Here is a 22,955-nt window from a genome sequence, read left to right as displayed (position 1 = left end):
CTACTTCGGCAGCGGTACGTTCTGCAATCGCACCTGACCGCGCGCCACCTCTTTGCCCGATTCCGGATCGGTGATGACCACCGACCACAACTGCTGAACGCGTCCCTGCTGAATCGGGAGAGCCACGACGTCCACGCGCCCACCCGTACGCGCCCGCAGGAAATCCGTTCCGTTGTGGACGCCGACGGCGAATTCGCCGCGATCTGCCACTGCAGTGCTGGCTCCGATACTCGCGGCCGACTCGACGGCGGTCGTGTAGACACCGCCGTGGACTACACCCCACGGAGTGTGATGCGCCTCGGACAGATCGATGTGCCCGACGACCTTCGTGCCGGACACCTCGTCCAGTTGCAATCCGGCAGCGCTGACAAATCCGCTTGCTGCCTCGAGATTCAATTCCGTCATGACGACCCCTCATCTGCTCCGTTGGATTTCTCGACCTACCTTCCGCCCTCGAATACATACCGTCAAGTGCTAAGTTGGAATTCCCAACTAACTTTTCCAACTAACAGGGGCCCCAGAGATGACGGCGACAAAAGGACGCAACTGCTCCATCGCCAACGCCTTGGAGGTCGTCGGCGAGAAGTGGTCACTGTTGGTGCTCCGAGAAATCGTCCTCGGGCAACGACGGTTCGACGAGATCGCCGCGGGCACGGGTGCGAGCCGCGACATCCTCGCCGCGCGTCTGCGCACCCTCGTCGAGGCCGACGTCCTCACGAAGCGTCGCTACGAAGACCATCCACCGCGCTACGAATACGTCGCCACCGAATCAGGGAAGGCGCTCTACCCGATCCTGATGGCACTCATGGAATGGGGAGATACCTTTGCGACGACGGGTCCGCCGCCTACCGTCGTCGAGCATCGTTGCGGTGAGATCCTGCACGCCCAAGTTGTCTGCGCACACTGCAAAGAACCGCTGGCCGCCAGAGATGCGCACGTAGTCGAACTCTCGCCACCCGCTCGATAGCGTCAGCGTCCGGGCGGAAACCCACCTGTTGCGATCGGACCCCAGGAGTCGACGGTGACGCGGATCAGGCTCTTGCCCTGCTTGCGCATGGCTTCGCGGTACTCGTCCCAGTCGGGATGATCACCGGCGATGGATCGGTAGTAGTCGACCAACGGTTCCACCGAGTCCGGGAGGTCGATCAACTCCGCGGTTCCGTTCACCTGGACGTACGGGCCGTTCCACTCGTCGGAGTGGATACACAGAGACACCGCCGGGGTGCGGCGAACATTCGCGGCCTTGGCCCGTTCCGGGTACGTGGAGATGACGATCCGGCCCTCGTCGTCGACCCCGCACGTCACCGGAGAGATCTGCAACTCGCCGGATTTCTTCACCGTGACGAACGTGGCCCGATGACGCGGCCTGATGAACTCGAGGAGTTCGGCAAACGAAACACGATCTGCGCTGGCGATCTTGGACATGACCTCAGCCTAATTCGATTTACGAGCTGACGCTCAGGGCATCTCGATGGTCTGAGCACGTGCGATTTCGTCGATTGCACGAATGACGTACGCGCTCTGAGCTTTCTTCACTCCGGTCGACAGACTTCCGATGACCAGAACCGCCGAACGCAGGTACGCGCCGTGCCCGATGCGGAACGAATCGTCCTCCAAATCCGAAATCCCGAGCGCCCCGGTGTAGACCGCAGCGAGCGCCTGCACGTCCAGATCCGGCAGCCACACGATTGTGGACTTGGCGCAGGCAGTAAGCGCATCCTGCACGTCCTCGCTGGACAAGCCGTCCGGATGCGTGTCCTCGAGCAATTCGCGCACGATCGCCGCGTGAACCGAGCTGACCTGCTCGAACGAGAGCCCGCGCAGTTCCTCGACAGCCACGAGCAGTCCGTCACGATTTGCCGCCCGCACCGCGGCGAGTGCGTCGGCCGTGGCATCGGCGATGTCACGGGCGACCTTCGGCCAATGCGTCGGCCAGCTCTGTTCTGGCGTCCGCTGTTCCGGCGTCCGCTGTTCTGGCGTCCGCTGTTCTGGCGTCATCGTGGTATCTCCTCGGTCCTCGCGTTCATGCGGAAGCCTTCCACATCCCACCGACAGGCCAGGCGATCCGTCAGCGCAGCCGCTCCAACAAGGACATTGCGTTGTGCGGCGCAAAGCCTTTCATGTCGTTGTCGAAGTAGACGTACACGTCGAGGCCTTCGTCCATCCAATCCCGAAAGCGCTTGGACCACTTGTCCAGAGCTTCGTCGGTGTACCCACTCGCATACAGTTCCTTGTCCCCGTGCATCCGCACGTAGACAAAATCGGTAGTCGGAGTGGTGATGCGGGGATATCTGCCGGCGGTGTCTGCGACGACAAAACCGATGGAGTGCTCGCGCATCAGGTCCACGGCTTCGTCGGTCTCGAAGCTGGCGTGCCGCGCTTCCACCGCGTAGCGAATCGGCACATCCCTCTCGGTCTGGGCGAACACTCGGTCTTCGGTGAGCTTGTCGTCGTGCTGTGCTGCCAGATCGGCTGCAGCCTGGGTGGTGCGGGGAAGACCGTCGAAGAAGTCGGTCAACCGCTGCGGTTCGAACTGCAGCGTCGGAGGTAGTTGCCACAGGATCGGTCCGAGCTTGGGACCGAGGGCGAGTGTTCCGGCGGCGAAAAAGTTGGCGAGTCCGTCACGGGCGTCGAGCAGTCGTTTCATGTGCGTGATGTACCGGCCGCCCTTGATCGCGAACACAAAATCTTCGGGAGTTTCACTGCGCCATTTGGTGTAGCTTTCCGGCTTCTGCAGGGCATAGAACGAGCCGTTGATCTCGATCGACGTCAATCTCTCTGCGGCATAAGATAATTCTTTGCGGTGAGCAAGACCTTTCGGATAGAAATCTCCGCGCCACGCGGGATACGTCCACCCGGAGATACCTACCCGAATATCTGCCATCGCTTCAGACTAAGCGGCACTCGAGCGTTTTGACACTCGGTGTTTCAAACTCCGGCACTGAGCGCGACGGATACCGGTACGACGGTCAGGCACACCACCGCGCCGACGAACAACGCGATCACGAGGCGACGGTCCCACTTTCCGCGTGCACCACTGGCAGCCAGCATGAAGATCACAAAACCCACACACACGGACACGATAGTCACGATCACCGGAGTTCCAACCATGCCGTGATTGTCCCCTACCCATTGCCACCGAGCGCCCTACGGGTACACGATCGAAGTACCCATCCCGAGCAAGGAGTGGAAATGCCGAAATACCTCTGGCAAGTGACGTACTCACCCTCCGGCGCCGCCGGTCTACAGCAGGAGGGAGGCACTGCGCGGCGCGACGCGATAACCCGAATGGTCGAAAGCATCGGCGGCACAGTCGAATCCTGCCACTTCGCACTGGGCGGTCACGACATGTTCGTCATCGGCAACCTACCGGACGACGTCGCGGCAGCCGCATTGAGCATTCGCACGGCTGCGGCAGGTGCAGCACGCTCGGAGTCGATCACACTGCTCACGCCGGAGCAGATCGACGAGGCAGTCAAGCGACCGACCGACTACCGCGCGCCGGGCAAATGACGACGGAAGGAATAGATCCCGGCAGCAGCCGAGTTGCACCCGCTGTGACGGAGACTACGAAAACACCTGACCTGGGCACCTACGGAATCTGGCGAGGAGCGGCTGGTTTGCCGCCCGAACTGGGAACAGCGATCGAGAAACTCGGTTTCGGCACCATCTGGATCGGCGGCTCACCACGCGCCGATCTACGGATCGCCGAGAAACTTCTCGACGCGACCGAGCACATCACTGTGGCGACCGGAATCGTCAACATCTGGTCCTCACCTGCGGCCGAGGTGGCGGAGTCCTATCACCGACTTGAAGCCGCGCATCCGGGACGATTCCTGCTCGGCGTAGGCGTCGGACATCCGGAGGCGACCGGCGACTACACCAAGCCGTACGCCTCGCTCGTGTCGTACCTCGACGAACTCGACGAGGCCCAGGTCCCGGAATCGCGGCGCGTCCTCGCCGCACTGGGACCGAAGGTGTTGAAACTGTCCGCAGATCGCGCTGCCGGCGCGCATCCGTACCTGACCATCCCCGAACACACCGCCGAAGCTCGTGAAATCCTCGGCCCTTCGAAGATTCTTGCCCCCGAGCACAAGGTTGTTCTGGAAACCGATCCGGAGAAGGCCAGAGCAATCGGTCGCCCCGCCGTCGCCAACCCGTATCTGTATCTGCGCAACTACACGAGCAATCTCGAGCGCCTCGGTTTTGCGCCCGAAGAGTTGGCGAACGAAGGAAACGATCGCGTCATCGACGCTCTGGTTGCGCGCGGTACCGCGAAGTCCATCGCGGATCGACTTCGGGAGCATGTCGCGGCAGGTGCCGATCACGTTGCGATCCAAGCACTTCCCGCCGAGGGTGATCCGCTCGCGACCTACGAAGCACTGGCAGCCGAACTCTTCGGCTGATCAGACAACCCTTGACTTGGATAAGTTGTGTCCGAGTATACTTGGACACGGCTTATCCGAGTAAAGGAGAAAATCATGAAGATCGTCATTTTCGGAAGCGGACTGATCGGAAGCCAGGTCGCCGCCAAGCTCGCTCACGCCGGGCACGAGGTGAAGGCACTCGGCCGCGCAGACGGGATCGACATCACCACCGGCGCAGGAATCGCCGAAGCAGTCGATGGTGCCGACGTCGTCGTGGATCTGACCAATTCTCCGTCGTGGTCGGACGAAGACGTCTTGGCCTTCTTCCGTGACGGAACCAGCCATATCCTCGCCGCAGAAGAGAAGGCGGGCGTCGGTCACCACGTCATCCTGTCCATCGTCGGCGCCGATCGACTGCCCGATTCCGGGTACATGCGAGCCAAAGTCGCCCAGGAAGACCTGGTCAAAGCCGGCCCGACCCCATATACGATCGTGCGATCGACCCAGTTCTTCGAGTTCGTCGCCGGAATCGCCGACGCCGGAACCACCGACGGCACGGTCCATGCAACACAGGCACATCTGCAGCCCATCGCATCACGGGAAGTCGTTTCTCACGTCGCCGAGGTAGTGACCGGTGCGCCGCGTAACGGCACGGTCGAGATCGCCGGGCCCGAACCGCTGGGTATCGACGAACTGGTCCGGCGTCTGTTCGTCGTCACCGGCGACAAGCGTTCGGTGATCTCCGATCCCGAGGCCGGGTACTTCGGCGCGAAACTCGACAACTCGGCACTCACCCCGACACCCGGCGCCGACGCATGGATTGCGCCGACAACGTACGACGCGTGGCTTGCCGAGAAGGCCTGACGTCGACCACTCGAGCGACGTCCGGCCCGCATCACGTTCCACCGCGTCGATAGAGTTCAACCATGAAGCTTTCCGGAGGCGTGGAGTGGTCACTCCACTGCTGTGTGGTTCTCAGCCAGGCCGAGGGGCCGGTACCCACAGCCAGACTCGCCGAACTTCACGGGGTGTCGAAGACATACCTGGCGAAGCATCTGCGAGCGCTCGCGCACGCCGGTCTGGTCAATCCGACCGAGGGCCGAGACGGTGGGTACGTCCTCACCCGGGCTCCCGAGAAAATCACCGTTCTCGACGTCGTCCAGGCCGTTGACGGCACCGAACCTGCGTTCCGGTGCACGGAGATTCGACAGCAAGGAATCCTCGCCGCTCCACCGGAGCAGTGCCGTTCCGCCTGCGGAATTGCCAAAGTCATGGCCGACGCCGAAAAAGCCTGGCGCGCATCGCTGTCGGGAGTCACGATTGCAGATCTTGCTGCAACCCTGGATCTTCCGGCACTCAGAAAGATCCTGACCACACCGATCGCACCTTAGAGCGGCCCACACCTCACGAGGCATCAATCCATCGTTCAACTATCGGGTACCTTGTTCGGGGATCAAATCTTGACGAAGAATCTTCCGGGAATTTTCGCAAGATCTCGGAGGGGGTTTCATGGGAGTCAGTGGCGCTGCGGGGTTGGGGCAGAACATTCGTCAAACAACTGGACTGTTGCGTCGCTGGTGGTCTCTTGCGTACGACGGTGAATGGTTCCCTCGGTTTCTGGCTGCTCGATCGATGTTGGGGACAGCCAGAGTGGTCGTCACCTTTTGGTGCGCCGTGTTCGTGGCACTCGCCGTACTGGCTCAATTCGTGAAGGGTGGCGCAACCGACCTCCCTGAACGGCTCGCGGCGGGCGCAGCATGCATGATCGCGCTCTACTGCATGATTCGCTGGTCACTCGGACGGTCCTGGCCGAGCCACCACCAATCCGTTCGTTTCATTTCGCTCACCAATATCTGCTTGTCCTTGATACTTCTCGCCGGAATCCATTCGAGCTTCCTGGCGTTGACCGGCGCCGTTCTGTTCGTGGTCGTCGCGAACTATTCGTCGGTATTCCACAGCCCTCGAATAGTCACGGCACAGATCGTCGGCGCGCTGTTCGTCGTTGCCCTACTGACAATTCGCGCTGTAACCGATCCGGATACCGATTCTTCGCTGTCGGTGTCCACTGGATTCGTCATCGGGTGTGTTATCGCGTCCGCCGCGATGACCGTGCATTTCCTCGTCTTGTACCTGACCGACGATGCACGACACTCTTGGCGCGATCCACTCACCGCTGCTCTGAACCGACGTGGGCTGCACAACGTCTGGCAACAACTGTTCGGTGTCGGCGAACTCCAAGGACACGTTGTCCTCGCGGTGGTGATCGATGTCGATTCGTTCAAGAGCGTCAACGACAAACTGGGTCACGCAGAAGGTGATCGGATGCTGGTGACAGTCGGTCGGCGTCTGAACTCAGCGGTCGGAGAGGTCGGGTTGGTTGCCCGGACAGGCGGCGACGAGTTCGTGATTCTCATGCCCGTGGAGCCACGTCGCATCGAACAAACCGTGGTGGACATTCACAATTCGATATCGCGGCCCGCCGGTCGGCAGTCGATTTCCGTGAGCGTCGGAGCCAGCGTGTGGCTGTCCTCGACAATCCCGGACGCTTCAGGAACCATCGATCGGATACTTGCCGACGCCGACAACGCGATGTATCGAGCCAAGCGACGGGGTGGAGACCAGGTGGCCTGGGCGGTAACGCATCTGAGCTGATCGACAGGTCTACTTGCCGACCGAACTCAGAGCGCCGCTTCGCTGTCGTTCGCTGGATCCAACTGATCCTGGGTTGCCGCCCAACTCGCCAAGAGTTTGAGAGCGTCAGCCGTGGGCGTCCCCGGCGCCGCGGTGTAGACCAGCAGCGTCAGCCCGGGATTGGACGGCAGTTCCATCGCCTCGAAGTTCAGCTCCAGGTCGCCGACTACGGGGTGACGAACCTTCTTGAATCCCGTCCGATGAAAGCGCACATTGTGCTTCGCCCACCGGGTGCGGAATACCTCACTGCGAGTAGCAAGTTCACCGATGAGCTCGGTCAGCGCCTTGTCATGGGGATTGCGTCCCGCTTCCGAGCGGAGCATCGCGGCGATGTCGTCAGCCGCGCGCTCCCAATCTACGAAGAAGTCCTGCGACGCCGGGTCCAGGTACACGAAGCGGGCGTTGTTCGCCGGCCTACGCGGATCAGCCAAGACTGGCGAATACAACGCGCGCGCCATGCGATTGGCCGCCAGCATGTCGTGCCTGGCATTGCGTACCCACGCCGGCGCGTCGGTGATGGCGTCGAGTATCTGCTGAATCGCCGGGCTCACGCCCTTGGGGGCGGGGCGCTTTCTACTCGGTGCGCCTGCACTGGCGGCCTTCGCGAGGTCGTACAAATGGGCAGTTTCGGCTTCGTCGAGTTGCAATGCCCGGGAAAGGCTTTCGAGTACCGAGTCCGACGCTCCCGCCAGATTTCCGCGTTCCATGCGCACGTAGTAGTCGATGCTCACACCGGCGAGCAGAGCGACTTCCTCACGGCGCAACCCCTTGACGCGACGGTTTCCGCCGTAAGCCGGGAGCCCTGCCTGCTCGGGTGTGATGCGAGCACGACGGGAGCTGAGGAATTCGCGGATCTCGGCTCGGTTGTCCATGCAGTTCACGTTACTCGAGCGGCGAAGACCGAGGGAGGTACTGCCGTTACCTGGAACAACAGACACTCCCGCGCTCGCGAGGCGCCGCGTTGACTGATTGCAGTCGACCGGTTCACGCAGAAACGTCGACTTCCAAGCACGCGACACCAGAAGCAAGAGGGGACACCATGCGAGCAACCATCATGTACGGCGCCGGAGACGTTCGGGTCGAGACCGTGCCCGATCCGGTACTGCAGCAGCCGACGGACGCGATCGTGCGGGTCGTCAGGGCCTGCGTTTGCGGCTCTGACCTGCACCCTTACCACAACATGCCGGCAACACCCGGTGGTTCCCCGATGGGCCACGAATTTGTCGGAGTGGTCGAAGAGACCGGTCGCGAGGTGTCCACGTTGAAGAAGGGCGACTTCGTCATCGCGCCCTTCGCCTGGTCCGACGGGACGTGCGACTTCTGCCGCGAAGGCTTGCAGACGTCCTGCCGCCACGGCGGATTCTGGGCCGGAAACGGGATCGGAGGCGGGCAGGCGGAGGCCATCCGAGTGCCGTTGGCAGACGGCACCCTGGTCAAGGCGCCGGTCGGTGAGGACTCCGAACTCCTGCCGTCACTGCTCACGCTCTCCGACGTCTTCGGCACCGGCTATCACGCGGCGGTCAAGGGTGGCGTCAACCAACGCACGACGGTCACGGTCATCGGCGATGGAGCCGTGGGGCTGATGGCAGTGCTCTCCGCCAAACGCCTCGGCGCCGAGCGCATCATCCTCATGGGGCGCCACAAGACCCGCACGGATCTCGGTCTCGAGTTCGGAGCCACCGATGTAGTTGCCGAACGTGGGGACGAGGGCATCGAGAAAGTCCGCGAACTGACCGGAGGCGACGGCACTCATGTCGTCCTCGAAGCGGTAGGTCACATGCCTGCCTACGAGCAGTCACTCGGAGTTGTCCGACCGGGCGGCGTCATCAGCCGAGTCGGAGTACCCCAATACGAAGAAGCTCCAATCGGATTCGGGACGCTCTTCGGACCCAACATCACGCTCACCGGTGGACCGGCTCCGGTGCGCGCGTACATCGAAGAGCTGATGCCGGATGTGCTCGACGGAAAGATCGAGCCGGGCAAGGTCTTCGACCACACCGTCGGGCTCGACGACGTAGCGGAAGGCTATCGAGCCATGGACTCCCGTGAATCGTTGAAGGTCCTCGTCCGCCCGTAATCCACCACTTGCGAACGTCCACCACTTGCGAAGAAGAAGCGCGTGACCCACACTGCCAACCGTCCCGTTGCCGGTCGCATCAATTCCACCGCGATCCTGGCGATCATTCTGATCAGCTATTTCATGATCCTGCTAGACAATTCGATCATCTTCACCGGGCTACCCAGCATCCAAAGCAGCATGGGTTACTCGGCAACCGGACTGTCCTGGGTCCAGGACGCCTACACCCTGGTGTTCGGCGGCCTTCTCCTGCTGGGCGCTCGTCTCGGGGATATCTTCGGCCGTCGTCGCGTATTCGTCTCCGGTCTCGCAATTTTCGCGATTGCGTCGTTTCTCGTCGGGGTCGCGCCGAACGGTTGGTGGCTCATCGCGGCGCGCGCTCTCCAAGGCGTCGGAGCCGCAGTGGTGGCCCCGGCGTCGCTGTCACTGCTGACTGCCAGTTTCCCGCCCGGCCCGGAGCGAACGCGCGCTGTTGCCTGGTACGGCGCTGCGGCGGGAATAGGCGCCAGCCTCGGCCTCGTGATCGGCGGCGCCCTTGCCGACTGGGTGTCTTGGCGCGCAGGCTTTTTCATCAACGTTCCGATCGGAATCGCGATGATCGCGCTCGCTCCCCGGTTCATTCCGGAAACCGAACCCAACTCCGGACGTTTCGATGTGGCGGGCGCTGTTCTCGCCACACTCGGCATGACCGCACTCGTCTTCGGCACCGTCAACTCGGCCGAAGCGGGGTGGACCTCACCGATCACTGTTGCGACACTGGCGGCCGGGGCGATACTACTGACCTTGCTCTTCCTCAACGAAGCGAGAGCGGAGCAGCCGATCATGCCACTGAGGTTGTTCCGCAGCCGGGAGCGATCCGGCGCGTACGCCGCCCGAATGCTCTATCTGGGTGCCATGATCGGATTTTTCTACTTCACGACTCAGCTACTCCAAGGCGTCATGGGCTTCAGCGCGTTCCAAGCTGGCATCGCCTTCTTCCCGATGACGATCGTCAATTTTGCTGTGGCGATGCTGATTCCGCGACTGACACCACGATTCGGAAATTCCGCAATTCTGTCGGTTGGCATTGCCGTCACCCTCGCCGGGATGGCGTGGCTCAGTCTGGTCCATCCCGGTAGCACGTATCTCACTGCGATAGCACTTCCGATGATATTGATCGGCGCCGGGCAGGGGTTGGCTTTCGCTCCGCTGACTTCTGCCGGTATCTCCGGGGTAGAGGCCGAGGATGCCGGTGCCGCATCAGGATTGGTCAACACTGCACACCAACTGGGCAGTGCTCTCGGACTCGGCATCCTCGTCGCAGTTTCCGCGGGCGCCGGAGCCTCTGCCGACGACGCTACAACGGCACTCACCGATCACGTATCAACGGCTCTCACCGATCACGTATCAACGGCTCTCACCGCAGGCACCGCCCTGCTGGCCGCTTGTCTCGTCATCGTCCTCGCACTGATCGTCCCGGCTACGAGAACGCGAAGTACCACAAAGCAATTCGAACAGGAGAAAGGAAGCCGAGATGTCGCACTCGTGGACCGAGGCTGAACTGACCAAGATCGGTGGTGCCGAGGAATTGCAGATCTCCTCGTACCGCCGCGACGGCACCGCAAGGCCGTACGTCACGATTTGGGTCGTCCGTGCCGACAACCAACTGTACGTGCGCTCGGCATACGGAACCGACAACCCGTGGTTCGTCCGAGCAACGGCAAGTGGAAGGGGCCGAATCCGCGCAGGAGGAATTGAGCGGGACGTGGCGTTCGAGTCCGCCGCACCGGATGCGCACTCGGCGATCGACTCCGCCTACCACACCAAGTACGACCGCTACGGCCCGCAGATCGTCGGCTCCGTCACCGGCCGCGCCGCCGCACCCAACACCATTCGACTTGTTCCGCTGACGCAGAACTGAACCGCCCCTTTCGATTCCGAGGAGACCTCATGGAAATCTTGAAGCCCCAGCCCACCAGCAAAGCACCCAGCGACTGGTTCACCGGCGACGTCTGGTGGGACGTCATCTACGCCGGCCAGGAGCCGTCGAGGATGCGCGCCAACATGGTTCGCTTTGCACCTTGTGCGCGAACCGACTGGCATTCCCATGTCCTCGGGCAGACCCTCCACATCGTCTCCGGGACCGCGCTGGTTCAAGCTCGCGGCGGCGAGATCGTCGAAGTGAATCCAGGCGAGACGATCTATACCCCGGCAGGAGAGGAACACTGGCACGGCGCGGCACCCGACCGTTTCATGACCCACCTTGCGCTGTGGGAAGGACCCGGCGACGGAAGCACCGAAACTACATGGGGCGACAAAGTCACCGATGAGGAATACAACGGTCCCCGCGCCAACCATCGCTGAGACCGGACACCACTCAGATACGTCGCATCACCGAAACAACCTTGCCCAAGATGGCCGCGCGATCGCCGTCGATGACGCTGTATGCGGGATTACGAGGCTCGAGGTACACGTGACCGTCGCGACGTCGGAGCACCTTCACGGTGGCCTCGCCGTCGATCATCGCGGCGACGATCTCGCCGGAATGGGCCTCGTCCTGGCGTCGCACCACGACGACGTCGCCATCGCAGATTGCTGCGTCGACCATCGACTCACCGCGCACCCGAAGTCCGAACACCGTGCCGGAGCCCACGAGCTCGCGAGGAAGCGCCAGCACCTCGTCGGCGTGCTCCTCCGCGAGGATCGGCGCGCCGGCCGCAATGTCACCGACGACCGGAACCGTCACCGTATTCGACGACGATTGCTCCTTCGCTCCCACGAGGAACGGCCGCACGTCCAACTGCCGAGCCATGGCCGCTCCTCGGCGGAGGAAGCCCTTTTCTTCGAGGCTCTTGAGGTGCTTGGATACCGTCGACGTCGAGCGCAGACCAACCGCGTCTCCGATCTGCCGCGTGCTCGGTGTGCACCCGTTGGCAGCCACGAGATCCCGGATGGTCATCAGAATCTGCTGCTGGCGGAGCGGCAGGGAGGAGGCGTCGAGGCCACCGAACATGTCGAGATCGTCGTAATCGGTCACGACGAGAATCGTAGTGAGGGGTCCCGACATCCAATCCAGGCAGCCGCAGCCTGCCAGAAACGGCACAGGCAGTTTGTTTCCCGAGTGGCGCATGGCACGCTGAGCTCATGGAGCCTCTCGAACCGATGCGCTCGGTGAGCGTTCCCGCCGACACTTATGCGTCGACGCCGATCTGGAAGTCGGCGCCGGTCACCTTGGCAACGGTGGGCGTGTTTGCCTACGCATTGATGTCCACGAGAACCGGCGTCGTCGAAGTTGCACTTGGTGCGGTGATCGCGATCGCCGGCGCCGCCCTCTACTGCATGTCAGTGATGCGCACGATCAGAGAAAACTCGGGCAGCCGCGTACCTCTGCTCGGAACCCCACCCGTCTCGCCCCGTGACGTCGACCTGCTCGCCGCGGCCGGGATGCCCTTGATCATGGGCGGATCGTTGCTGGCCATTCGAGCAGCGGGCTGGACCTGGCCCTATCTCTACCTCGGACTGCTTGCCGTGATCATGGTTGCTGTCTATGTTCTTCCCGTGGTTGTGCACAACCGACGAACGCGGAAGCGAACTCACCGATCACAAACCCCGTGACGCGCTCGGGGACGTCGACGCAACATCACCAGCCCATTCACCGACGTCCCTAGTGGTGCGACCGGTTCACCCCCGGTGGAGTCGACTATGCGCTGGCGACCTTGCTATCAGGCACGACAGCAATATCGACCTTGCTGAACTGCAGCACACCGTCTTCGATCTCGGCGTCGTGCATCAGCTTGCGGTCGCGGTAGTAATTGTTGACCACTTTCCACGCGCCGCGGGCACCCTGACGCGGCATTTCTCCGTCGCCGCGCTGGATGTAGCCCGAGGTCAGGGCTCCGCCCATGAGAGATTCTTCGGCGAAGTCCTCGGGTTCGGCGTGAACCTCGAAAGTCGTGTAGCTGCGATCGCGCATGATCTTGAGCACGCGACACAGATAGGACGCGGCCAGGTCAGCCTTGAGCGTCCACGACGCGTTGGTGTAGCCGAGGATCATCAGGAAGTTCGGGATGTCGGAGTAGAGCACGCTCTTGTAGGCCACAGTCTCGTTGAGCTTGACCGGCTCGCCGTCGATGCTCATGGTCGCGCCGCCCAGAATCTGGACGTTCAAGCCGGTCGCCGTGACGATGACGTCGGCCTCGATTTCGCGGCCCGACTCGGTCACGATGCCCTTCTCGGTGAACGTGGCGATACGGTCGGTGACGATGTCGGCCTTGCCGCTCTTGAGCACCTTGAACAGGTCCCCGTTGGGAACCACGCACAGGCGCTGATCCCACGGGTTGTAGCTGGGAGTGAAGTGACGCAGGTCCACGTTCTTGCCGAGCTGCAGGCGGATCTGGGCGAGGAACAGCTTCTTGGCCAGCTTCGGGTTGGTGCGAGAAAGCTGAAAGCTGGCGCGTTGCAGTGCGATATTGCGGGCTCGACCAATCTTGTAAGCAATCTGGTCGGGAACGCGTGCGAGCTTGAGACCCTTGGCAACAGGGTCCTCGGACGGAAGCGCCTGGATCCACGTGGGCGAGCGCTGCAGCATGGTGACGTGACCGGCGGTGGGGGCCATCGACGGGATCAGCGTGATCGCGGTGGCGCCGGAACCGATGACCACTACCTTCTTTCCGGTGTAATCGAGATCCTCCGGCCAGTGCTGCGGGTGCACGATCTGACCGCGGAAGTCGTCCTCACCGGGGAAGGCGGGGCGGTAGCCCTTGTCGTAGTTGTAGTAACCACAGGCGCCGACGAGGACGTTCGCGGTCCACGTCTCGGTCTCCCCCGTCGACTCGACCAGGACGGTCACGGACCACTGCGCGGCGGTACGGTCGAAGTCCATAGACACGACCTTGCGGCCGAAGTTGATGTGGTCGGTGACGCCGTATTCCTTGGCGGTTTCCTCGACGTAGTCACGGATACTGGCGCCGTCTGCGAGCACTTTGGTGCCGATCCAAGGACGGAAACCGAATCCGAAGGTGAGCATGTCGGAGTCCGAACGGATGCCCGGGTACTTGAACAGGTCCCAGGTGCCACCGATGTTCTCGCGGCGCTCGAGGATCGCGTAAGTGCTTCCGGTCTGCTCACGAATGAGGTGGCAAGCCGCGCCGATTCCGGACAAGCCAGCGCCGATGATCAGTACGTCGACATGCTGTGTCATGGAGGAAACTCGTTTCGTAGGTCGTCGCGAAGCTACATCTGGCGTCGGCAGTGGCCGAGAACGATCGGCCGGTTCAGGCCGGGTTCCCTAAGGTCAGCGCCAATGTACAGGGTATGTGCAACTGGCGGTAACAGTCAATGTCTCGACCCGACTGGGCACAGAACATTGAGAGCGGGACGCACCGGCCTCGCGGAAACTCGATCGAGACGCCTGAATGCCGCCAGCCACTGGAGAGTCGTTCACGTCGTCGACGGAACGTCCAATGGCTCGTCTACGCGGGATACTCATCGCCCAAATATTCAGCGCCCTAGCATAATTCGAAGGTCCACGATCACGCGTCGAACGCACGAGTCTCCATGGGCGGACGGACAACTGCGCTATCGCTGTCACCCTTCGTGCGCATCAGCGGAGAGGTCACTCCGATAACGAGCCCGCTGACGAAACCACGCTGAAACCAACGGTTTTGGATTCGCAACGAGGAAAACGGGCGGACTGGACCTCCACCGGTGATGTAGTCGCTATGACACACTCCAGCACAGTCACGGTGTACACCACTCATAGCGATCGAGGGTTCGCCAATGCAATCGCTGCCGGAATCAGCACCAGGGCCTATTCCGCGCCACAAACCGCAGACATGAGCCTGTTAAGGCACCACACCAGCGATCACGGTAGAGCGCTTGTTCTCCTACCACTCGGGGGCGTCGATTGGCACGTGAAGGAGCTTTCCGCACTCGAGGGATCGGTCCTGGTCGGCGATCTCAGTAGCGGCCGCTCCATGATTCGGGGGCTTGCTGCGGGCGCCCACTCCGCGCTCAACTCTCAACTCCCGTTCGCATCGCTGCTCGATGAGCTGCAGGCCGCACTCAACCCCAATTCGACTCAACCTGCACACGAGAAGTCCTCGCTCGTACAACGCATCCGGTTGCGCACCGAAGAATCCGCACGAATCGGCAGTCTCACCGATCGCGAATTCGAGATCGTGGGTCTTCTCTACGGCGGTTCGAATGTCGACTCGATTGCTCGAACCGCCCACATCGCACCGACCACGGTTCGCGCCCACGTCCGAAGCATCCTGCAGAAACTGGGGGTGCACTCCCAACTGGAGGCATGCGCGATGCTCCGCCGCTCTGGTCACGACGCACGCAGACACCCGCTGGAACTTCGGATCGGACGCTTCTAGCAGGAAGTGCCCCAGACACACTCGTTGAGATGGGTGCTACCCCTGATCGAACTCGACCTTCGCAAAGATCGTCAATTTTGACGATTCGACGACGTGTCCGGACGTCGAAAATTGGTTCCTACACGACACCGAAGACACGAGCGAACATCGAAAGGTGCATTCAATCAATGGAATACACACGCACAGTGCCGCGGCATCTCGTCCACAGACATGCTGTTGCCGAGGTTTTCTTGACGGACTACCGGATCGAATCGGACTCGGCGTACCAGGTTGCTGTGCAACTCCCGGTCTCGCACCGGATATTCGACGTATCGAGCGAGCAACACGATCCACTCGGGGTGGCAGAAGCATTTCGACAGGCAGTGGTGCTTCTCTGCCACACCCGATACGAGATTCCACTGCACTACAAGTTCCTCATGGAAACATTCAGCTTCGAGATGTTGGATGCGCTCGACGTGCAGCCAGTCGCGGAGCCGTTGAGTTTCTCGATGACAGCGGACAACCTCACTCATCGCGACGGAGCGGTCTCGGGGGTCGAAGTGTCGGGGATCCTCAGAGAGGGCAACCGGCACGTCGCCAGATGCAAAGCTGTTGCGCGAGGAGTCAGCCCCGAGGGATACCGTCGAATTCGGCAAGGACGAGAAGACCACCGCCCGAGCCGGCGCATCCTTCCTTCCGGAACCGCGGTGGTCGGATCGGAGCGAGTCGGACGCCTAACCGATGGAGATGTGCTCATCAGCACTGATCCTGCTCGGCACACGATGTTCTGCACTCCCGATCCGCGCAACCACTCCCTTTTCGACCACCCCGTCGACCACATCCCAGGAATGATTCTTTTCGAGGCCGCCCGACAAGCGGTCCGATTCCACATCGGCAACCCAGCAACCAAGATCGCCTCACTCTCGGCGGTCTTTCCGAGGTTCACTGAATGGGAAACGCCGTGCGAGGTGTCAACGACCCTCCTTGACGCGTCAGGCCATGTGCACCGAGTTCGGTTCACTCAAGATCTGGAAACCACCGCGGAACTTGAACTTACAGTTGCGGACCAATTGTGAAAGGGAACGAACACGTTCTTCTCGTCGCATCATCCACGTCAAACGCTCGGTGGTTCCCACTCTCTCGGTGCAAGCGCCGCCAGTTGCATGACGTGCGCCAACTTGCCCTCGCGGACAATCGTTGGCAGCACCAAGTTCCACATCTGACTCAACCGCTCGTACAGATCGGTTCTGCCCGTAAGCATTTCCGAGAGAATCTGCACTCCGGTGAACGACCCCACCACAAATCGAGCCAACGCGTCGATATCGGTGCCCGGGACGATATCGCCGGCTTCGGCGGCTTGGGTTGCCACCTGCTTGATAGCCTCGATCCAATCGAGGTACGGCTGTTCGATGGGACCTTGAATACTGCCGATCTCCATCGTCAACCGCATGCCACCTCGCGCGATGGGCTCGGTCACAAGCTGCCGAGCCATCTCCTGCGAAACGAGCACCAGGGTTTCTACCGCGATGTCGGAATGCGCAGCAACCCTCCGGGTACCTTCCATCGCCATTCCGTGCTGCGCTGCGATGACCGCGTGCGCAAGCTCCTCCTTCGACGCGAAATGAAAATACATCGCACCCTTGGACACGCCCCCGTGTTGCAAGATCGTGCCCAGACTGGCGGAGTACCCGAACTTCTCGAAGCTCTTCGCAGCACCCAAAATGACGGCCTGGCGCGTCAGGACAGCACGCTCCTGCATGATCTACCCAGCTCTCGTTGCCGACGGAATGAATCTCAACGATACGTCGAAAGACCCGGCAGCAACGCCCTCGACACGGACACACCATGACGACTCTGGTACTCGGAGCCACTGGTTTCATCGGCTCAGCAGTGATGAACCAGCTGGTTTCCCGGGACGGAAACGCTGCAATCGGTTTCGTTCGCACGGACAGCGCAGCCAAACAACTCAGCCGCAACGGAATTGCCGCAACTATCGGCGACATCAACGAAAGCGCCTCTCTACGAGTTGCAATGAGCCAGGCGTCGACCGTCATCTGCTGCGTGTCGTACGTGGGCGACGACGAACAACAGTGTGTTCACGTCAACGAACTCGGCATACGAAACGTTGCGTCGATCGCCGCCGCCGTCGGCGTCGAACGGCTGCTCTACGTCAGCACCGCCGCGGTGTACGGGCCAGGCCCGTTTCGAGACCTGCCCGTCAACGGCGCACCTCTCAAACCCCTCTCACCTGCCAGCCGCACGCGCGCCCTCGCCGAGGAGTTCGTGCGCGACGCCGGAGGCCTCGTCGTCCGGCCCCATCTCGTGTACGGACCCGGCGACAGATGGTTTCTGCCGACACTGACGCGAATCGTCTCTCGACTCGACTCGATCATCGACAATGGTAGCGCGATCCTGTCAGTAGTCGACGTAAACCTACTCGCCCGATCTATCTACAAACTGTCGACAGAACAGCAATTTCGCTACGGCTCAACACTTCACGTCAACGAACCTGTCCCGCGGACAGTCATCGACCTTCTCGAGCATCATGCGCGGGAGACCAATTGGACTCTGCCCCAAGGCTCTATCCCCCGCGCCGACGCAGTGAAAGCTGCTGCCCAGCTGGGTCTCGACATGCACAAGATAGACATGATCAGTCTCGATCACTGGTTTCGGTCAAGACTGTACTGATGACACAAAGGTTGCTCTCGCCAAAACAACTGCCTCCCAAACTTTTCAGTTCTCATTCGGGATCATCCTGCGCAATGAACAGGACCTATTGCGCTGTCACTACAGACGAACAGTGCGAGCTCTGATGGACGAAACAATGGCTGCCCAAATACGGCAGTGGTCGCGCCCACCAACAATGGCCGCGTTCACGCGACTGGCAGCAGCCGGGGGTTCCCTTCCGTCCACCTTCGCCGCCGAATGCAGCGTGTGACGATCTACGTCGTGCGCGACGAACCGGCCAGGAGCTCTGACATCACGGGAGAAACCTCTCCATCTCGCCGACCTCGGCTACCGTCATCTGAACCAGAAAACGGGAGAACAGATGCTCACTGCGGATATTTTGCTGTCGGGACCGCGCGGGCGCCGGATGCTGCTCGCGTATGCGATCGACGCCGAACGCACCCTGCGGCCCGAGCCAGGCGACGGTATGTTCCGCATCAGCGCTCACCGGGCGGCTTATCACCTCGACGTCAGGCAAGGCACCTCCCGAGTGTTGTTCGGCCCGGGCGCCGAAGAGGCCCGGCGGACAATAGTCACCGCCGAGGATGTGGCGCGTAGCCTCTCGGAAATCTCGCTCCCCGACGTCACCGCCGTCGATCTACGCTCCGCCCTCGCAGAAGCCGTCGATGCGGCACGCTACTGGCAGGAACCCGACGGAGAAGACGTCCTCGTCGCCACCGAGGTTATGCAAGATGAGCTTCGACGCGTCGCGGAGCACATTGCCGGCTCCGAATGCGCGCGGTGGTGGTCAACCTCGCTCGCCTCATCCGACCAATGGTCGATCATGAGCAGAGGTGAGGAATCTCCGGACACAGACGAAGTGCCTGCTGCGCAACAACTCCTCAGCGAGTGGCGCACGAGCACCCTGGAATCGGAAGAGAGAGCTGAACGTGACCGCCCGGTGGATCCCGCGGCGAACTGGTCAGGTTATTAGTGGTCGAATCCACCCACTCAGGATTCGACGAGGGCGCTGTTCGACGGGACTCCGGCGGGCTTGTGGTTCGTCGAAGACAGCATGGGATGGGAACGGGTCGTCGTGCGAGCATTGCGGCCACCGACTGGCGCACGCATCTACGAGATCGACAGCGCACAAGCCTGGTCGGATCTGTGCAGACGGTTCCCACTCGAGGTCACCGCGGAGAAGCGGCACGATTGGTACCGGACGACCGGCCGATCAGGCAGGTGGGTCATCCCGGACTGGGTGCAGGTCGCGGAAAGTTTTGAGGGAGTGCACCTTACCGTGACGGGATACCTGGCGGCGGCAGGAACCGCGATCGAGGTCGATGCCGACACGGCGAGCGTCATCGCGGGCTGGGCACCCGACGAAACATACTGGTTCACCGATGCTGCCACCTACATCTCCGAGCCGTGTGTTTGGGTGCTGCACGACGGCCCGGAAGTGACCGACCAGCCCGCATGGACGCTGGAATCGCAGCAATGACCCACACGTGAGGGTCTGCTAGGCATGAGATTCCGTGAGGAATCGATCGCAGTTGCCCTCCGGGTCGGGTCAACCTCAACGGCCTACCGAGTTGCACCCGGCCCATCCCCGACTGGTGGATCGGAGCCGGAAGTCGATAATGAGGGCATGAACGAGACACAACCCCACAACCTCGAACGAGAGCGCTGGCGCACGCTGCCAACTCCACCGTCGAACGAGTTGATCGAGATGGTCGGGGACGGACCTTCGAGCGCAGACTTCGACCCTGCTGCACCAATGGCACAGCAGGGGTGAGACAGTCACGACATTCCGGTATCCCGCAGGGTGATGTTCAGCCGCCCGGACGGCAGACCAATGTCGGGACTTGCACTTCCCGCAATAACTTTCGGCACTCCGTGATACGCGAACCGAGACTCCCCACCGAAGACGAAGAGATCACCCGAATGGAGTTCGACGTCGGTGTACGGCTTGTTCCGATTCTCGGAATTCCCGAACCGAAAGACACAACTCTGCCCGACGCTCAGTGAGACGACGGGAGCGTCGCAGCGCTCGTCCTTGTCCTGGTGCATGCCCATCCGAGCGCCCTCGTCGTAGAAATTGATCAGCGCGGTGTCCGGCGTGTACCGCTCCCCCGCGGTCGGATCATCATAGGCAGCGGCAACTGCGCTACGGCCGAGGCCAACGAGCCAGTCGGGCACAGCGGCAACCGGTTCACCGTTCACGTCATCGGCGGTGCGCGTGTATTTGTACGGCTGCCAGTGCCAACCGAGACAGACTGTTTGCACCGACATCTTGTGCCCACCAGGGACGACGGCCGAGCGCATCGGCACGGGCGCGGTCGCCCACCGTCGGCACTCGGCCACCAAGGTGCGCTGTTGTTCGATGCTGAGCCAATCCGGAACGAGAATCGCCCCTGGCGCCACTTCCATTCGTGGCCGAGGAATCAGAGCGTTCATGAAATCCACGCTAATCGGTTTCGAAGCATTGACACCCTCCGCCTAGGCTCGTATCGTAATCAACAGATTGGTTGATAAAGGAGATGGTTGACAAGTGATCGTGGATCCAGGGGCAGACGAGCGCCTCGACAAAGCGTTCATGGCGCTTGCCGACCCGGTACGACGGCGGATCATCGCCCGCCTGAGCACCGGTCCCCAAACGGTCAACGAGTTGGCCGAGCCATTCGAGATCACGAAACAGGCCGTCTCCAAACATATTCAGGTACTCGAAGCCGCGGGTTTGGTCACTCGCAGCCGCGAAGCCCAGAGGCGGCCGGTACATCTCAACGCCGCAACTCTCGAGGCTTTGACCGCCTGGATCGACCGCTATCGACTGATCCACGAACAACAGTTCCGCAAGCTCGATCACCTACTCAGCACCACACAGAAGGAGACTTAGCCATGGCTACCACCAATCCCGTCACCATCACGGCTCCTGAGGGCGTGCCGTACATCGACATCACCCGCGAATTCGACGCACCCGTCAGCGCCGTCTTCGCAGCTCATTCGAATCCCGAACTGGTCAAGCAGTGGCTCGGCCCCAACGGTTACGAGATGGAGATCGACGAATACGAGTTCGTGAGCGGCGGTCGATACAAGTACGTCCATCGCAACCCCGAGGGCGAAGAGTTCCGGTTCAACGGTGTATTTCACGTTGTTCGCGAGAACGACTTTGCCATCCAAACCTTCGAATACGAGGGATTTCCCGACGTCGTCAGCATCGAATCGATCACGTTCGAGGATCTGGGCAACGGACGCACCCGTCTCTCCGGCCATTCCGTATATCCGAGCCTCGAAGCGCGAGACGGAATGATCGAGAGCAATATGGAGCTCGGCGTCACCGAAGGTTACGAACGCCTGGACAAGATCGTCGCGCAACTCTGACCACCTGTTTGCCCGAACCTCTTCAGCGAAAGGCAGTTTCATGGACTGGACCCTCGAAGTAGTCATCGTTCCCGTCAGTGACCTCGACCGCTCCATCGAGTTCTACCGTGACAAGGTCGGTTTCGATCTCGACCACCACACCGTCAACGAACACATGACGGTCGCCCAGCTCACTCCGCGTGGTTCGGGCTGCTCGATCGTCATCGGCAACCTGCCGTCGCAAACCGAGATGGCCCCTGGTTCGTTGAAGGGATTGCAGTTGGTCGTGGCCGACGCTGCAACGGCTCGCCAAGAGCTCATCGACCGCGGCGTCGATGCCAGTGAGGTCACCGTCTTCGACGAGCGCGACGGGGGCACCTTCTTCGGATTCGCCGACCCGGACGGCAATACCTGGGCTGTCCAGCAGCTGAAGGTCCGCGGCGACAAGCCGCTCATTCCGAAGGAGTACCGCGACCGCTTCGGCGCGTAGCAGCTGCCTTCCAGGCTGCGTAACCTTCGGGCATGCAGACAGCACAGGGGCGATAGCCGGCCGCAATCGCGGTCGGCTCGTCCGCGAAGAACACCCGACTGGCGACATACCCACCACGCGCGATTGCCTGCGCAGCCCCTCGACAGTCGAGTCGACCGTAGATCTTCGTTTTCCGGTGCCCACCAAGCACACCGGGCGTCGAACTCTCGTAGGGTTTGTTGCGAGCGTCGCGGAGAATGTACGTCTTACTCGGCATCATGAAGCACCAATCCCAATGTTCGACGCGTGCCGGAGTGCACCACACTGACACCATGTCGCACAGGGGCTCTCGACCACCCCCGCGAACTCTGCACCGGTCGATCCCGCGTGGTGAAGATCAACGCGTGACCTTGCTCGAGAACTGTCACCGTCCCTTTCGACTGGGCGCGCGGCCGCTGTTCCACGAGCAAGAACTCGCCGCCGGCGTGGTCGATGCGAGGTCTGTCGAGCCCGATCACGACTTGCAAGGGAAACACCAACTCTCCGTACAAGTCCCGATGCAATGCATTCCAGTCACCAGGTCCGTAGGACAGAAGGATCGGGGTAGGGCGATTCTGACCGGCGTCGTGACACTGATCGATCCATTCTTCGAATGAATCCGGCCACGGTGCACCCTCGCCCAGCTTGAACGCCCACTCCCGCGCCACGGGCAGGAGGTGTCGGTAGAAGGCGGATCGCATAACCGTGATCGGCTCCGGTACGGGATCACCGAAGTACCGGTACTCCCCCTGGCCGAAGCGGTATCGAGCCATGTCGATGGTGCTCCGGAACCGGTCGACGTCCGAGTACCAGGAAGCAATTTCGCGGCACTCCGACTCGTCGAGTATCGGCGCCGTCTGGGCACACCCACTGGAGTTGATTCCCTCGATCAGCGCAGGCCAATCGAGGGAATCAACTCGAGCAGACAGATCGGTGAAGAGGTCCAT

General features: G+C 61.6%; 32 protein-coding genes. 20 read left to right on the top strand and 12 right to left on the bottom strand.

Annotated features, from left to right (window positions below):
• Positions 1–405, bottom strand: a complete 405-nt coding sequence (locus AC2ETI_RS20410; RefSeq protein ID WP_069145498.1) for a PaaI family thioesterase — start codon at positions 403–405, stop codon at positions 1–3.
• A 118-nt stretch (positions 406–523) separates the two neighbouring features.
• Here AC2ETI_RS20410 and AC2ETI_RS20405 point away from each other — a divergent pair, with 118 nt between their 5' ends.
• Complete coding sequence (locus AC2ETI_RS20405) at positions 524–967, top strand: winged helix-turn-helix transcriptional regulator (protein ID WP_019745592.1); 444 nt, start codon at positions 524–526, stop codon at positions 965–967.
• Positions 968–969: 2 nt separating this feature from the next.
• On the opposite strand, the gene AC2ETI_RS20400 is transcribed toward AC2ETI_RS20405, so the two are convergent.
• The 4 genes from AC2ETI_RS20400 to AC2ETI_RS20385 all read right to left on the bottom strand — a co-directional run bounded on the left by AC2ETI_RS20400 (position 970) and on the right by AC2ETI_RS20385 (position 3,111).
• A complete protein-coding gene (locus AC2ETI_RS20400; RefSeq protein WP_007729721.1) occupies positions 970–1,425 on the bottom strand; it encodes a PPOX class F420-dependent oxidoreductase in 456 nt (151 codons plus the stop codon).
• Positions 1,426–1,458: 33 nt separating this feature from the next.
• On the bottom strand, positions 1,459–1,998 hold the full coding sequence (locus AC2ETI_RS20395; RefSeq protein WP_047889040.1) for a hypothetical protein: 540 nt from the start codon (positions 1,996–1,998) through the stop codon (positions 1,459–1,461).
• Positions 1,999–2,068: 70 nt separating this feature from the next.
• Entirely contained in the window at positions 2,069–2,884 is an 816-nt protein-coding gene (locus tag AC2ETI_RS20390) for a DUF72 domain-containing protein (protein WP_019745594.1), read from the bottom strand.
• Positions 2,885–2,928: 44 nt separating this feature from the next.
• On the bottom strand, positions 2,929–3,111 hold the full coding sequence (locus AC2ETI_RS20385; RefSeq protein WP_007729726.1) for a hypothetical protein: 183 nt from the start codon (positions 3,109–3,111) through the stop codon (positions 2,929–2,931).
• A gap of 81 nt (positions 3,112–3,192) precedes the next feature.
• On the opposite strand from AC2ETI_RS20385, the gene AC2ETI_RS20380 reads away from it, so the two are divergent.
• From AC2ETI_RS20380 to AC2ETI_RS20360, 5 genes are all read left to right on the top strand, one after another.
• Positions 3,193–3,513 carry a GYD domain-containing protein gene (locus AC2ETI_RS20380; RefSeq protein ID WP_007729728.1) on the top strand — a complete coding sequence of 107 codons (321 nt, stop codon included), beginning with the start codon at positions 3,193–3,195 and terminating at the stop codon, positions 3,511–3,513.
• 44 nt (positions 3,514–3,557) lie between these two features.
• Positions 3,558–4,406, top strand: a complete 849-nt coding sequence (locus AC2ETI_RS20375) for an LLM class F420-dependent oxidoreductase (RefSeq protein WP_024487511.1) — start codon at positions 3,558–3,560, stop codon at positions 4,404–4,406.
• 75 nt (positions 4,407–4,481) lie between these two features.
• A complete protein-coding gene (locus tag AC2ETI_RS20370; RefSeq protein ID WP_387403334.1) occupies positions 4,482–5,231 on the top strand; it encodes an SDR family oxidoreductase in 750 nt (249 codons plus the stop codon).
• A 62-nt stretch (positions 5,232–5,293) separates the two neighbouring features.
• Positions 5,294–5,758 (top strand): RrF2 family transcriptional regulator, encoded by a 465-nt coding sequence (locus tag AC2ETI_RS20365; RefSeq protein ID WP_020909359.1) that lies wholly within the window; start codon positions 5,294–5,296, stop codon positions 5,756–5,758.
• Positions 5,759–5,876: 118 nt separating this feature from the next.
• Complete coding sequence (locus tag AC2ETI_RS20360; protein ID WP_020971004.1) at positions 5,877–7,019, top strand: GGDEF domain-containing protein; 1,143 nt, start codon at positions 5,877–5,879, stop codon at positions 7,017–7,019.
• Between the two features lie 26 nt (positions 7,020–7,045).
• Here AC2ETI_RS20360 and AC2ETI_RS20355 read toward each other — a convergent pair whose 3' ends face one another.
• Positions 7,046–7,930: a helix-turn-helix transcriptional regulator gene (locus AC2ETI_RS20355; protein ID WP_007729733.1), complete on the bottom strand. Its 885-nt coding sequence runs from the start codon at positions 7,928–7,930 to the stop codon at positions 7,046–7,048.
• Between the two features lie 167 nt (positions 7,931–8,097).
• On the opposite strand from AC2ETI_RS20355, the gene AC2ETI_RS20350 reads away from it, so the two are divergent.
• The 4 genes from AC2ETI_RS20350 to AC2ETI_RS20335 are packed head-to-tail and all read left to right on the top strand — an operon-like array spanning position 8,098 to position 11,478.
• The gene (locus AC2ETI_RS20350; RefSeq protein ID WP_021345745.1) at positions 8,098–9,135 is read left to right on the top strand and encodes a zinc-dependent alcohol dehydrogenase family protein; all 1,038 of its coding nucleotides are present in this window, start codon (positions 8,098–8,100) and stop codon (positions 9,133–9,135) included.
• Between the two features lie 42 nt (positions 9,136–9,177).
• On the top strand, positions 9,178–10,674 hold the full coding sequence (locus tag AC2ETI_RS20345) for an MFS transporter (RefSeq protein WP_279217802.1): 1,497 nt from the start codon (positions 9,178–9,180) through the stop codon (positions 10,672–10,674).
• A complete protein-coding gene (locus tag AC2ETI_RS20340; protein ID WP_021331807.1) occupies positions 10,649–11,035 on the top strand; it encodes a DUF2255 family protein in 387 nt (128 codons plus the stop codon). The genes AC2ETI_RS20345 and AC2ETI_RS20340 overlap by 26 nt, the downstream gene beginning before the upstream one ends.
• A 29-nt stretch (positions 11,036–11,064) precedes the next feature.
• Positions 11,065–11,478, top strand: a complete 414-nt coding sequence (locus tag AC2ETI_RS20335; RefSeq protein WP_279217801.1) for a (R)-mandelonitrile lyase — start codon at positions 11,065–11,067, stop codon at positions 11,476–11,478.
• Positions 11,479–11,491: 13 nt separating this feature from the next.
• On the opposite strand, the gene lexA is transcribed toward AC2ETI_RS20335, so the two are convergent.
• Entirely contained in the window at positions 11,492–12,181 is a 690-nt protein-coding gene (lexA, locus tag AC2ETI_RS20330) for a transcriptional repressor LexA (protein WP_020909365.1), read from the bottom strand.
• Between the two features lie 77 nt (positions 12,182–12,258).
• Here lexA and AC2ETI_RS20325 point away from each other — a divergent pair, with 77 nt between their 5' ends.
• Complete coding sequence (locus AC2ETI_RS20325; RefSeq protein ID WP_070385227.1) at positions 12,259–12,729, top strand: hypothetical protein; 471 nt, start codon at positions 12,259–12,261, stop codon at positions 12,727–12,729.
• An 85-nt stretch (positions 12,730–12,814) separates the two neighbouring features.
• Here AC2ETI_RS20325 and AC2ETI_RS20320 read toward each other — a convergent pair whose 3' ends face one another.
• Positions 12,815–14,314, bottom strand: a complete 1,500-nt coding sequence (locus tag AC2ETI_RS20320) for a flavin-containing monooxygenase (protein ID WP_070385228.1) — start codon at positions 14,312–14,314, stop codon at positions 12,815–12,817.
• A gap of 520 nt (positions 14,315–14,834) precedes the next feature.
• Between AC2ETI_RS20320 and AC2ETI_RS20315 the strand changes: the two genes are divergently transcribed.
• Both AC2ETI_RS20315 and AC2ETI_RS20310 read left to right on the top strand, forming a co-directional pair.
• Complete coding sequence (locus AC2ETI_RS20315) at positions 14,835–15,494, top strand: helix-turn-helix transcriptional regulator (RefSeq protein ID WP_029537113.1); 660 nt, start codon at positions 14,835–14,837, stop codon at positions 15,492–15,494.
• Between the two features lie 167 nt (positions 15,495–15,661).
• Positions 15,662–16,549, top strand: coding sequence for a ScbA/BarX family gamma-butyrolactone biosynthesis protein (locus AC2ETI_RS20310; protein WP_020909369.1), 888 nt, complete (start codon positions 15,662–15,664; stop codon positions 16,547–16,549).
• Between the two features lie 38 nt (positions 16,550–16,587).
• Here AC2ETI_RS20310 and AC2ETI_RS20305 read toward each other — a convergent pair whose 3' ends face one another.
• Positions 16,588–17,232: a ScbR family autoregulator-binding transcription factor gene (locus tag AC2ETI_RS20305; RefSeq protein ID WP_428689514.1), complete on the bottom strand. Its 645-nt coding sequence runs from the start codon at positions 17,230–17,232 to the stop codon at positions 16,588–16,590.
• An 86-nt stretch (positions 17,233–17,318) separates the two neighbouring features.
• On the opposite strand from AC2ETI_RS20305, the gene AC2ETI_RS20300 reads away from it, so the two are divergent.
• From AC2ETI_RS20300 to AC2ETI_RS20285, 4 genes are all read left to right on the top strand, one after another.
• The gene (locus AC2ETI_RS20300) at positions 17,319–18,161 is read left to right on the top strand and encodes an NAD-dependent epimerase/dehydratase family protein (RefSeq protein WP_483634312.1); all 843 of its coding nucleotides are present in this window, start codon (positions 17,319–17,321) and stop codon (positions 18,159–18,161) included.
• 361 nt (positions 18,162–18,522) lie between these two features.
• A complete protein-coding gene (locus AC2ETI_RS20295) occupies positions 18,523–19,134 on the top strand; it encodes a hypothetical protein (protein WP_483634311.1) in 612 nt (203 codons plus the stop codon).
• A gap of 81 nt (positions 19,135–19,215) precedes the next feature.
• Entirely contained in the window at positions 19,216–19,641 is a 426-nt protein-coding gene (locus tag AC2ETI_RS20290) for a hypothetical protein (RefSeq protein WP_483634310.1), read from the top strand.
• Positions 19,642–19,788: 147 nt separating this feature from the next.
• A complete protein-coding gene (locus AC2ETI_RS20285; protein WP_021345755.1) occupies positions 19,789–19,935 on the top strand; it encodes a hypothetical protein in 147 nt (48 codons plus the stop codon).
• 5 nt (positions 19,936–19,940) lie between these two features.
• Here AC2ETI_RS20285 and AC2ETI_RS20280 read toward each other — a convergent pair whose 3' ends face one another.
• Positions 19,941–20,597: an alpha-ketoglutarate-dependent dioxygenase AlkB family protein gene (locus AC2ETI_RS20280; RefSeq protein WP_400818393.1), complete on the bottom strand. Its 657-nt coding sequence runs from the start codon at positions 20,595–20,597 to the stop codon at positions 19,941–19,943.
• A 94-nt stretch (positions 20,598–20,691) separates the two neighbouring features.
• Between AC2ETI_RS20280 and AC2ETI_RS20275 the strand changes: the two genes are divergently transcribed.
• The 3 genes from AC2ETI_RS20275 to AC2ETI_RS20265 are packed head-to-tail and all read left to right on the top strand — an operon-like array spanning position 20,692 to position 21,990.
• Positions 20,692–21,036, top strand: a complete 345-nt coding sequence (locus tag AC2ETI_RS20275; RefSeq protein ID WP_021331798.1) for an ArsR/SmtB family transcription factor — start codon at positions 20,692–20,694, stop codon at positions 21,034–21,036.
• Positions 21,037–21,038: 2 nt separating this feature from the next.
• On the top strand, positions 21,039–21,521 hold the full coding sequence (locus tag AC2ETI_RS20270) for an SRPBCC family protein (protein ID WP_019745615.1): 483 nt from the start codon (positions 21,039–21,041) through the stop codon (positions 21,519–21,521).
• Between the two features lie 40 nt (positions 21,522–21,561).
• On the top strand, positions 21,562–21,990 hold the full coding sequence (locus tag AC2ETI_RS20265) for a VOC family protein (protein ID WP_021345757.1): 429 nt from the start codon (positions 21,562–21,564) through the stop codon (positions 21,988–21,990).
• On the opposite strand, the gene AC2ETI_RS20260 is transcribed toward AC2ETI_RS20265, so the two are convergent.
• Both AC2ETI_RS20260 and AC2ETI_RS20255 read right to left on the bottom strand, forming a co-directional pair.
• Positions 21,953–22,246, bottom strand: coding sequence for an Ada metal-binding domain-containing protein (locus AC2ETI_RS20260; RefSeq protein ID WP_279217806.1), 294 nt, complete (start codon positions 22,244–22,246; stop codon positions 21,953–21,955). The two genes, AC2ETI_RS20265 and AC2ETI_RS20260, sit on opposite strands and share 38 nt — an antisense overlap.
• Positions 22,236–22,955: a 2OG-Fe(II) oxygenase gene (locus AC2ETI_RS20255; RefSeq protein WP_279217796.1), complete on the bottom strand. Its 720-nt coding sequence runs from the start codon at positions 22,953–22,955 to the stop codon at positions 22,236–22,238. Before AC2ETI_RS20255 ends, AC2ETI_RS20260 begins: the two co-directional genes overlap by 11 nt.

Source organism: Rhodococcus sp. MurmanLake-1, assembly GCF_056945715.1.
The sequence above is the reverse complement of the archived record's forward strand: the minus strand, read 5'-3'. Positions and strand labels throughout refer to the sequence as shown.